Annotated in this window: 11 protein-coding genes; 8 read left to right on the top strand and 3 right to left on the bottom strand. The window is 31.6% G+C overall.

Translation table 11 applies throughout. The annotated features are described in order from the left end of the window. Positions 1–59 precede the first annotated feature (59 nt). Complete coding sequence (gene glmM / locus CLV91_RS09255; protein WP_121066845.1) at positions 60–1448, bottom strand: phosphoglucosamine mutase; 1389 nt, start codon at positions 1446–1448, stop codon at positions 60–62. Positions 1449–1545: 97 nt separating this feature from the next. Here glmM and CLV91_RS09260 point away from each other — a divergent pair, with 97 nt between their 5' ends. The 4 genes from CLV91_RS09260 (at position 1546) to ppnP (ending at position 4924) form a co-directional block, all read left to right on the top strand. Continuing rightward, a complete protein-coding gene (locus CLV91_RS09260; protein WP_121066848.1) occupies positions 1546–2130 on the top strand; it encodes an acyl carrier protein phosphodiesterase in 585 nt (194 codons plus the stop codon). A 27-nt stretch (positions 2131–2157) separates the two neighbouring features. Continuing rightward, positions 2158–3849 (top strand): gamma-glutamyltransferase, encoded by a 1692-nt coding sequence (ggt, locus tag CLV91_RS09265; RefSeq protein WP_121066851.1) that lies wholly within the window; start codon positions 2158–2160, stop codon positions 3847–3849. Between the two features lie 2 nt (positions 3850–3851). Then, positions 3852–4559, top strand: coding sequence for a hypothetical protein (locus CLV91_RS09270; protein ID WP_121066854.1), 708 nt, complete (start codon positions 3852–3854; stop codon positions 4557–4559). Between the two features lie 83 nt (positions 4560–4642). Next, positions 4643–4924, top strand: coding sequence for a pyrimidine/purine nucleoside phosphorylase (gene ppnP, locus CLV91_RS09275; protein ID WP_121066857.1), 282 nt, complete (start codon positions 4643–4645; stop codon positions 4922–4924). 4 nt (positions 4925–4928) lie between these two features. Here ppnP and CLV91_RS09280 read toward each other — a convergent pair whose 3' ends face one another. Further along, a complete protein-coding gene (locus CLV91_RS09280; protein WP_121066860.1) occupies positions 4929–5690 on the bottom strand; it encodes an XRE family transcriptional regulator in 762 nt (253 codons plus the stop codon). Between the two features lie 104 nt (positions 5691–5794). On the opposite strand from CLV91_RS09280, the gene CLV91_RS09285 reads away from it, so the two are divergent. Then, positions 5795–5989 (top strand): hypothetical protein, encoded by a 195-nt coding sequence (locus CLV91_RS09285; protein ID WP_121066862.1) that lies wholly within the window; start codon positions 5795–5797, stop codon positions 5987–5989. Positions 5990–5991: 2 nt separating this feature from the next. Beyond that, entirely contained in the window at positions 5992–6753 is a 762-nt protein-coding gene (locus CLV91_RS09290) for a TIGR03915 family putative DNA repair protein (protein WP_121066865.1), read from the top strand. Here the strand turns inward: CLV91_RS09290 and CLV91_RS09295 are convergent, their stop codons facing one another. Continuing rightward, positions 6754–7278, bottom strand: a complete 525-nt coding sequence (locus CLV91_RS09295; RefSeq protein ID WP_121066867.1) for a hypothetical protein — start codon at positions 7276–7278, stop codon at positions 6754–6756. It lies immediately after the preceding gene. A gap of 125 nt (positions 7279–7403) precedes the next feature. Between CLV91_RS09295 and uvrA the strand changes: the two genes are divergently transcribed. Further along, entirely contained in the window at positions 7404–10238 is a 2835-nt protein-coding gene (gene uvrA / locus CLV91_RS09300) for an excinuclease ABC subunit UvrA (protein ID WP_121066870.1), read from the top strand. A gap of 42 nt (positions 10239–10280) precedes the next feature. Further along, on the top strand, positions 10281–10967 hold the full coding sequence (locus CLV91_RS09305) for an LOG family protein (RefSeq protein ID WP_121066873.1): 687 nt from the start codon (positions 10281–10283) through the stop codon (positions 10965–10967). Positions 10968–10970: the final 3 nt, after the last annotated feature.

Raw genomic sequence — 10970 nt, forward strand, 5'->3', positions numbered from 1 at the left:
AACAAAAAGAGGTTACCTTATACAAGATAACCTCTTTTTTATACTACAAATGATTTTATTTATATACCAGCCACTTCTTTAATTTCTCCAATAATTTTATCTGCTAAACTATCTGCCTCAGTTTGGCTTTTAGCCTCTGTATATATTCTAATAATTGGCTCTGTGTTAGATTTACGTAGATGCACCCAATTTTCTGCAAAATCTATTTTTACACCATCTATAGTAGATATCTCTTCGCCATCATACTTTTTAGCCATAGCTACCAAAATACCATCTACATCTAATCCAGGAGTTAATTGTATTTTCTTTTTACTCATAAAATAGGATGGATAACTAGCTCTTAGTTCGGCTACTGTACCTCCCTTTTCTGCCATATGCATTAAAAACAAAGCTGTACCAACTAAAGAATCACGACCATAATGACTTTCTGGGTAAATAATACCACCATTACCCTCGCCACCAATAATTGCATTATTAGCTTTCATTTTAGTTACCACATTTACTTCTCCAACAGCAGCAGCTTCATAAGTACCGCCATGTTTCTGAGTAATATCTCTTAAAGCTCTTGAAGAGGATAAATTAGATACTGTATTTCCTTTTGTTTTTCCTAAAACATAATCTGCACAAGCAACCAGAGTATATTCTTCTCCAAACATTTCTCCATCATTACTTATAAAAGCCAAACGGTCTACATCTGGATCAACAACAATACCAAAATCGGCCTTTTCTTTTACTACTAAATCACAAATATCTCCTAAGTGTTCTTTTAGTGGTTCTGGGTTATGAGGAAAATGACCAGTTGGGTCACAGTATAATTTAACCACTTCTACACCTAAAGCATCTAATAGTTTTGGTATAGCAATACCTCCTGTAGAATTTACACCATCTACAACAACTTTAAACTTAGCTTTTTTAATAGTCTCTGCATCTACCAATGGTAAATCTAAAACTTCATCTATATGTATATCTATATAGGCATTGTTTTCAACAACGGATCCTAAGTCGTCAACTTCTGAAAAAGTAAATTCTTCTTTTTCTGCTAATTCTAAAATAACAGCACCTTGCGCTGCATCTAAAAATTCTCCTTTTTCATTTAATAGCTTTAAGGCATTCCATTGTTTAGGGTTATGACTTGCTGTTAGTATAATTCCTCCATCTGCTTTTTCAATAGGCACAGCAATTTCTACAGTTGGTGTGGTAGATAAATCTAAATCTATAACATCTATACCTAGACCTGTAAGTGTAGAAACTACAAGGTTCTGAATCATTTGCCCAGAAAGCCTAGCATCTCTACCTATTACTACTTTTAATTTTTCTTTTTTTGAATATCCTTTTAACCATGTTCCATAGGCTGCTGCAAATTTTACAGCATCAATTGGTGTTAAATTATCTCCTGGAAGTCCTCCAATGGTTCCACGTATTCCTGATATTGATTTGATTAGTGTCATATAATAAATAAAAAAGTTTTTGCAAATATACAGGTCTATTTCTTATCCTAAGTTTAGCATTTCGTAAATTCGACCTTAAGAAAACTTCTATCGTTATATGAACTTTTTAGCACACATTTATTTATCTTTTGGTGATAATGATATTACAATTGGCAATTTTATTGCTGATAGTATTAGAAGTAATAAGTATAAACACTTACCGGAACGTGTGCAACAAGGCATACAGCTACACCGCTTTATTGATACTTTTACAGATACGCATGCCATTCCAAAAATTAGCAGCAAGCGCCTACACAAAAACTATAGTCATTATAGCCGAGTTATAGTAGATATTTTTTACGATCACTTTCTTGCAAAAAATTGGAAAAAGTATTCTGACACTCCATTAGATATTTTTGTTAATGATTTTTATGACTTGCTAGAAGACAATTACGCCATTTTACCCGACGGAGTTAAACGTATGATGCCTTATATGATTAGTGAAAATTGGATTTACAACTATTCTAACATGGAAGGAATAAACCGTGTACTTAATGGAATGAACAGGCGCACAAAAAACAAATCTAAAATGAACTTTGCCATTTTAGACCTTGAAGAACATTATTTAGCTTTTGAAGATGAATTCACTGCCTTTTTTGAAGAATTAGTTACCTTTTCTAGGCAAAAATATATTTCCCTTTAACCTAAAGAGCTTTAATTTTTACACATTATGAGAACAATAAAAATTCTATTAATATGCTTTCTTGCATTAATCTACAGTTGCAAAAAGAAAAATAATTCTACAACTGGTTTAATCACCACTAAAGCCATGGTAGTTTCTGCAAGGGAAGAAGCTTCTAAAATTGGTACAGACATACTAAAACAAGGAGGTAATGCTTTTGACGCTATGGTAGCAACACAATTTGCATTAGCGGTTGCCCACCCATCTGCAGGTAATATATCTGGTGGTGGTTTTATGGTATACAGAAAAGAAAATGGAGATATTGGTTCTATAGATTTTAGAGAAAAAGCACCGTTAAGTGCCCATAAGGATATGTATTTAGACTCCACAGGAAATGTAATTCCAGGAATGAGTACACTTGGAGCTACAGCGGTAGGAGTTCCAGGCTCTGTTGCGGGAGCTATTGAAGTACACAAAAAATTTGGCACCCTTCCTCTTTCTAAAATTTTAGCACCTGTAATAGCTTTGGCCGAAAAAGGAGTTGTTGTTACAGAAAAACAAGAGAAAAAAATTGCACCTTATTTACAAGACTTTATTAAAGTAAATGGGGAATATAGTAAATTTTCTATTCCATATAAAGCGGGGGATACAATAAAGTATAAAGCTCTGGCAAATACATTAAAAAGTATTTCTAAACATGGAAGAGATGGTTTTTATAAAGGCGATGTGGCAAAAAAACTATCTTCCTTTATTCAAAAAAATGGAGGGTTTGTTACCGAGGAAGATTTAGAAAAATATAATGTAAAATGGAGACAGCCTGTTATTTTTAAATATAAAGAATTAAAAATAATTTCTATGGGAGCTCCAAGCAGTGGCGGCATAACCATGCAACAAATTTTTAAAATGATAGAGCCACATAACATTAAAGAATTTGGTCATAATTCTACAAAAAGTATACAGTTATTCACAGAAGCATCTCGTAGAGCATATGCAGATCGTAATTATTTTTTAGGAGATCCTGATTTTGTTTCTATACCATTGGATGTACTTCTAAGTAATGATTATTTAGAAAATCGAATGAAAGACTTTTCTTTTGATAAAGCAACAAAATCTTCTACAGTATCTCATGGAGAAGTAAATATAATTTCAGAAAGTAACGAAACCACCCACTACTCTATTATAGACAAGGACGGTAATGCAGTGTCTGTTACCACAACATTAAATGGTAATTATGGCTCTAAATTATTTTGTGATGAACTTGGTTTTTTTCTTAATAATGAAATGGACGATTTTAGTGCAAAACCAGGAATACCTAACATGTTTGGTTTAATTGGAGCAGACGCAAATAGTATTGCACCAGAAAAAAGAATGTTAAGCAGCATGACACCTACTATTGTAGAAAAAGACAATAAACTTTGGATGGTTGTTGGTACACCAGGAGGCTCTACAATAATTACTGCTGTAGCACAAACTATTCTTAATACCTATGAGTATAGTTTAAATATGCAAGAGGCTGTAAATGCCCCTCGTTTTCACCACCAATGGTTGCCAGATGCGGTTATTTTTGAACCTAATGGGTTTTCTAAAGCTTTAAAAGAAGAATTAAAAGCAAAAGAATACATAATAAATGAAGAACGTACTCCAATTATTGGTAAGGTAGATGCTATTCTTGTTTTACCTGATGGTAGATTAGAAGCCGGCGCAGATAAAAGAGGAGATGACACGGCTGTAGGATATTAGTTATGAAATATGTAAAGAAAACAGGAAAAATATTTAGCTATATTTTAGTATTTTTTCTTTTAGGAATAGGTATTATATATGTTTTTTACAATGAATCTGTTCCTACTGGACAAGAAGGAAATAAAGCGGATGCTCTTGCAAAAAAAATGACACAAGCCATTGGTGGCGAAAAATATGCTAATACAAACTTTTTAGAATGGTCATTTGCGAATGGTTCTCATAGGTATAAATGGAATAAATCTATGGGGCTTGTTACTGTAAAATGGGATGATTATACTGCAAAACTTAATTTAAACAACAATTCTCTAGGTACTATTACCAAAGAAAATACTAAGCTTACCACTAAAGAGAAAAAAGAATTATTACAGAATGCTTTAGATTATTTTAATAACGATTCTTTCTGGCTTGTAGCTCCTTTTAAAGTTTTTGACAAAGGAACCAAAAGAGAAATAGTAACACTAGAAAATGGCGAAGAAGCATTATTAGTATCGTATACGATTGGAGGCTCCACTCCGGGAGACTCGTATTTATGGCTACTGCAACCAAATGGAACACCAAAGAGTTATAAAATGTGGGTAAGTATTATTCCAGTAGGTGGTATTAAGGCAAGTTGGGAAGGTTGGAAGAGGATGAAAAGTGGTATTCTACTTCCTTCCAAACATAAAATAGGACCTATAACATTAGATATGGGAACTATAAAAGCGTATTAAAACACAAAATAAGACTCCTTTGTGAAGCTTATATTCCTCTTATAAATTCTATTTATTTTTGTGCTTCATAATAAAAGAAAAACATGTTTAAGACCAATTCTTATTTTGATGAAAAAGTACTTTCTATAGCCTTTGACTCTAATGAAGGAAAAGCAACCGTTGGCGTTATGGCTCCAGGAGAATATACCTTTGGAACAACTTCTAAAGAATATATGACTGTAATATCTGGTGAAATGGAAGTACAATTACCAGGAGAGTCTAACTGGAAAACCTATAAGCCTTATGAAATGTTTGAAGTAGAAGCTAACCAATCTTTTAATGTAAAGGTAGGTGTAGATACTTCTTACAAATGCATTTATAAGTAATATACTATCTATTAGTTTTATTTATTTGGCTTTTTAATTCCTCCATAGATTCCTGGAGCTGTTTTAACAAGCCTTTTTCCGTTGTAGCATCAATACCAAAAGTAATTTTACTATTTACTTCCCATATTTCTTGTATTTGATGGGGTTCTATATCATAAGGAGGATACGACTCATTCAAAGACACCAAAGTAACGTTAGGAGAATTTGGCTTGCTAATAACTTTTTTAACCAAAACAGCATCTTGCAGTACAACTACATATATTTTATTAGCGCTAACTTCTTTTAAATCTTCAGTAGCTTTTGCTAAAACCCACTCCCCTGGTTTTAAATTAGGAAGCATACTATCTCCCTCTACTTGAAATCCTCTATAGGTAGCATTTCTAAACTCTGGTAAAGGTAAATCAAAAGCAGGTAATTCTTTATACCAACTAGTGTCTTCAATATTTTGAGGATATCCTGCAGCAGCTTTTGCATTAACTAAAACCATATTATCATTATCTGCAGAATCAACGGTTACTACTTTTGGAATAACATTAGTAGAGGACGTTTCTATATATTGCTGGGTACTTTCTCCAAATAACCAAAGAGGATTAATTTTATATTTTTTTAAAAGCTCTACAACCACTTTTCCAGATAATTTTGTTCTACCTCTTTCTATATCTGCTGTAGTGTTAGAAACACCAATTTGTTTAGCAAAATCAGATTGAGTATACCCTAATTCTCTTCTTAAGTCTGTAAATCGTTTTAAAATAGCTTCGTTTTCCATATATCAAATATACACAATTAGGATTATTTCCAAAAAATATATTGGAATATTTCCATAATTAGGAAATATTCCATATTTTTGGATTGATACTAAAAATAGACACTATGATTTTTAAAGACATTCATTCCAAATTACACGCTATTGCTACAGTTGGTGAGGAAGATACCTTTATTAGCGTGATTCCTAGAAAAAAAAGAATCCCTATATTTTTTGGAAATATTCCAAAAAACACTGTTTCAATCGCAAATAGCAAAACAATAAAGAAAACTAATGCAGTACAACTATCTTTATTTAGCTAATTATGGAAGAGACAAAAACATTAATTTACGATGGCAGTTTTAATGGTTTTTTAACCGCAGTATTTGTAGGGTTCGAAGAAAAAAGAAAAACTTTAAATATCAACAAAAGAACATCTTGTAGTAACAACTTATTTATAAAAACTCAAATAATATTTACAGACATGAAAAAAGCTAAACGTGTTTGGAATACAATTCAAAATAAAAATAGTACCGCTCTAAAAAACATTTATTTTACTTTTTTAAGCGAAAAGAAAAATATAGAAAATGTATTGTATTTATATATCAAAAGCTTATTTAATCCCTACCAAGCAGCACAAATAGGTTTTTCAATTTCAGAACAAATTAACATAGAGGATGTTTCTTTAACTGTAGCAAAAGAAAAAAGATATTTAGAAAAAACTATACAATTTAAAGAATCTAATGATGGCATTTTTTACATAAATATTGCTCCTGATTTCGATGTTTTACCTCTATTATCAAAACATTTTAGGATTAGAGTTAATAAAAAACCATGGTTAATATATGATGTAAATAGAAATTATGGTATTTATTATGACACTCACAGTACTGAAATAATTGTACTAGACACAAATCAAATATTCAAAGCTTCACAAAGGAAATTAAAGAATAATAGTGCCAAAATTAAAGTATTAAATAAATACTTTAATAAAAATAATTTAATAACACTGGTAATTAATAAACTAAAACAAAATAAACTTACATTAAATGACAATAAATTAAACCTAAATAGAATTGCTAATTAATTACTTTTTTACCCCTATAAAATGGTCTCTTTTATTATTAAACAAAACATTAAAAGTGGTAAGACTACCATAAATCCTAGTGATATATTGTTGCAAATCTACCTTTTCTTGGTCATCTAAATTTTTACTAGAATTAATTTTTTGTTCCATAACTCTAATTCTATCGCGAACCATTACAATTTTATGAAAAAAAGTATCTATTGGAATTTCTTTATTTGCTAAGTTAGCATCCAATGGCTGTATTACCAAAGTTCCTTTTTTCCATTTATCTGCTATAGGAGTTATAGAAGAAGTATCACTCCATTTTCGTAAAATAGAAATTAAAGATTGTTCTACTTCAGAAAAACTTATAGTATCCACATCATCTGTAACAGCTTCTATAATTTCAAAATCAGAATCCAAAGAAATAGTTTCTATTCCACTGTCCATGAAAGTTACCCAATACATAGTAGAAGTAACATTTGTAATTACTCCTTTACCAAATTCATTATGATTAATACGAGACCCTATTCCTAAAATTTTCATGCTTTAAATTATATCAAAAAATTATAATTACGAATTTAAAACTATGTTAGGAATTAACAAAAACTAAATAAAGACCGTGTTAATATTAATTGCCAAAACAGTAACTTTGCAACTTTGCCATAAAAATGATAAACTACGAGGAAAATATTGAAGTTAAGGGAGCTAGAGCTCATAACCTTAAAAATATAGATGTTACTATACCTAGAGAAAAACTTGTGGTTATAACTGGTTTATCTGGTAGTGGTAAATCTTCCTTAGCTTTTGATACCATCTATGCAGAAGGACAAAGAAGGTATATAGAGACTTTTTCGGCCTATGCACGTCAATTTCTTGGAGGATTAGAAAGACCGGATGTGGATAAAATAGATGGTTTATCTCCTGTCATTGCTATTGAACAAAAAACAACTTCTAAATCCCCAAGATCTACGGTTGGTACCATTACCGAAATATATGATTTTTTAAGATTACTCTTTGCAAGAGCTGGTGATGCTTATAGCTATGTTACTGGCAAAAAAATGGTAAGCTATAGTGATGCGCAAATTAAAGAGCTAATAAAGACGGAATATCTTAATAAGAAAATATCTATTTTATCTCCTGTAATAAAATCTAGAAAAGGACACTACAGAGAACTTTTTGAACAAATTGCAAAACAAGGCTTTGTGAAAGTACGTGTAGACGGCGAAGTAAAAGATATTGTAAAGGGAATGAAAGTAGACCGTTACAAGACACATGATATAGAAATTGTAATAGACCGTTTAAAAGTTAACGAAACTACGGATTTAGATAAAAGACTAACAGAAACCATTAACACCGCAATGTATAGTGGGGAAAATGTTTTAATGGTATTAGAAGAAGGTGTGCCTGAACCTCGTTATTTTAGTAGAGATTTAATGTGCCCTACTTCTGGTATATCCTACCCTTCTCCAGAACCAAATACGTTTTCTTTTAATTCCCCTAAAGGAATGTGTAAAAATTGTAGCGGTCTTGGTCATGTTTTTGAGGTAAATGAAACTAAAATATTTCCCGATAAAAAACTCTCTATAAAAGCTGGGGGTATTGCTCCTCTTGGTCCTTATAAAAACTCATGGGCTTTTAAACAAATAGATATTATTGCACAACGCTATAATTTTGAAATAACGGACTCTATTGATAGTATTCCGCAAGAGGCTTTAGACATTCTTTTACATGGCGGAAAAGAAAGTTTTGATATAGAATCTAAAACTTTAGGTGTTAAAAGAAACTACAAAATTGACTATGAAGGCATTGCTAATTTCATAAAAAGCCAGTTTAATAACGCAGAATCTACCTCTATAAAAAGATGGGCAAAGGAATATATGGATAAAATTGTTTGTCCAAGCTGTGAAGGTTCTCGTTTACGAAAAGAGTCTTTAAACTTTAAAATTAATAAGAAAAACATTTCTGAATTATCCAACTTAGATATATCAGATTTAGCAAGTTTCTTTGATGGTTTAGAAAAAAAATTAGAAGCAAACCAACTAATCATTGCAGAAGAAATTATTAAAGAAATTAAAACTCGAGTTCAATTTCTTTTAGATGTAGGTTTAGATTATTTATCCTTAAACCGTAGCTCTAAAACGCTTTCTGGTGGAGAAGCACAACGTATTAGACTTGCCACACAAATTGGCTCTCAGTTAGTTGGTGTATTATATATTTTGGACGAACCTAGTATTGGGCTACACCAAAGAGATAATGTTCGTTTAATAAAATCTTTAGAAGCTTTAAGAGATATAGGAAACTCTGTTATTGTTGTAGAACATGATCGAGACATGATAGAACGCGCTGACCATGTAATAGACATTGGACCAAAAGCAGGTAAACATGGTGGGCAAATAATTTCTGAAGGAAATCCTGAAGATTTAAAAAAACATAAAACACTTACTGCAGATTATATTACTGGTAAAAAAGAAATAGCTGTTCCAAAAAAACGTAGAAAAGGAAATGGCAAAAAAATTAAACTAACAGGTTGTACAGGAAATAATCTTAAAAATGTAGATATAGAAATTCCTCTCGGGAAAATGATAGGTATAACAGGAGTATCTGGCAGTGGTAAATCTACCCTTATTAACGAGACCCTCTACCCTATTATGAATGCTCATTATTTTAACGGCGTTAAAATTCCAATGCCATATAAAAAAATTACTGGTTTAGAACACATAGATAAGGTTATAGACATAAACCAATCCCCTATAGGAAGAACACCACGCTCTAATCCTGCTACATATACCGGCGTTTTTAGCGAAATTCGTTCGTTATTCACAAAAACTCCTGAAGCAGCAATACGAGGATACAAACCTGGTCGTTTTAGTTTTAATGTAAAAGGAGGTCGTTGCGAAACCTGTCAAGGTGGTGGTCTAAAAGTTATAGAAATGAACTTTTTACCAGACATTTATGTAGAATGCGAAACCTGTAATGGCAAACGTTTTAATAGAGAAACTTTAGAAGTACGCTATAAAGGAAAATCTATTGCAGATGTATTAGAAATGACTATTAATGAGGCTGTTTCTTTTTTTGAAGCAATACCAAAAATATATAGAAAGTTAAAAACTATAAAAGATGTTGGTCTAGGATATATTTCCTTAGGGCAACAATCTACTACACTTTCTGGAGGAGAAGCCCAACGAATAAAACTAGCAACTGAACTTTCTAAAAGAGATACTGGAAACACTTTTTATATCTTAGACGAACCTACTACGGGGCTCCATTTTGAAGATATTCGTGTTCTAATGGAAGTTTTAAACAAGTTAGCCGACAAAGGAAACACTGTTTTAGTTATTGAACATAACTTAGATGTAATTAAAATGGTTGATTATATTATCGATATTGGATACGAAGGGGGCAGAAACGGAGGTATGGTAGTTGCAAAAGGAACACCTGAACAAGTAAGTAAAGACAAAAAAAGTTATACTGCAAAATTCTTAGTAAAAGAATTAGGTTTGTAAACCGTTATATAAAAAAACACACTATTAAATAGTAAAAATAATATGAGAAAAGAATTACACCATAAAGGTTGGAACGAAATTAAAACTAATGACTCTTGGGCTCTTTTTAAAATAATGGGCGAATTTGTTAATGGTTTTGAAAAAATGAGTAAAATAGGACCTTGTGTATCTATTTTTGGTTCTGCAAGAACTAAAGAAAATAATGAATATTACCAACTAGCAGTAAAAATTGCTAAAAGTATTGCAGACGCTGGTTATGGTGTTATAACAGGCGGTGGACCAGGAATAATGGAAGCTGGTAATAAAGGAGCTAATTTAGCAGGAGGAACATCTGTAGGTTTAAATATTGATTTACCTTTTGAACAACATGACAATCCTTATATTGATGGAGATAAAAGCTTAGATTTTGACTATTTCTTTGTTCGTAAAGTAATGTTTGTAAAATATTCTCAAGGTTTTGTTGTTATGCCAGGTGGCTTTGGAACTTTAGATGAACTTTTTGAAGCAATTACTCTAATACAAACGAATAAAATAGAAAAATTTCCAATTATTTTAGTAGGCACTAAATTCTGGACGGGATTAATGGATTGGATAAAAAACACCATGCTTTCCGAAGGTAATATTAGCCCTAGAGACCTTGATTTAATAAAAATTGTAGATACCGAAGAAGAAGTTGTAGCAATTATAGATTCTTTCTACAAAGGACGTGCTCTTAGCCCTAATTTTTAATCT

The sequence above is a fragment of the Maribacter vaceletii genome, from assembly GCF_003634105.1.
In the GTDB taxonomy this organism is placed as follows: Bacteria; Bacteroidota; Bacteroidia; order Flavobacteriales; family Flavobacteriaceae; genus Maribacter_B; species Maribacter_B vaceletii.

Excerpts from the sequence above, each read along its gene's own strand:
- glmM (WP_121066845.1), bottom strand. The coding sequence starts at position 1,448 with ATGACACTAATCAAATCAATATCAGGAATACGTGGAACCATTGGAGGA.
- CLV91_RS09260 (WP_121066848.1), top strand. The coding sequence starts at position 1,546 with ATGAACTTTTTAGCACACATTTATTTATCTTTTGGTGATAATGATATT.
- ggt (WP_121066851.1), top strand. The coding sequence starts at position 2,158 with ATGAGAACAATAAAAATTCTATTAATATGCTTTCTTGCATTAATCTAC.
- CLV91_RS09270 (WP_121066854.1), top strand. The coding sequence starts at position 3,852 with ATGAAATATGTAAAGAAAACAGGAAAAATATTTAGCTATATTTTAGTA.
- ppnP (WP_121066857.1), top strand. The coding sequence starts at position 4,643 with ATGTTTAAGACCAATTCTTATTTTGATGAAAAAGTACTTTCTATAGCC.
- CLV91_RS09280 (WP_121066860.1), bottom strand. The coding sequence starts at position 5,690 with ATGGAAAACGAAGCTATTTTAAAACGATTTACAGACTTAAGAAGAGAA.
- CLV91_RS09285 (WP_121066862.1), top strand. The coding sequence starts at position 5,795 with ATGATTTTTAAAGACATTCATTCCAAATTACACGCTATTGCTACAGTT.
- CLV91_RS09290 (WP_121066865.1), top strand. The coding sequence starts at position 5,992 with ATGGAAGAGACAAAAACATTAATTTACGATGGCAGTTTTAATGGTTTT.
- CLV91_RS09295 (WP_121066867.1), bottom strand. The coding sequence starts at position 7,278 with ATGAAAATTTTAGGAATAGGGTCTCGTATTAATCATAATGAATTTGGT.
- uvrA (WP_121066870.1), top strand. The coding sequence starts at position 7,404 with ATGATAAACTACGAGGAAAATATTGAAGTTAAGGGAGCTAGAGCTCAT.
- CLV91_RS09305 (WP_121066873.1), top strand. The coding sequence starts at position 10,281 with ATGAGAAAAGAATTACACCATAAAGGTTGGAACGAAATTAAAACTAAT.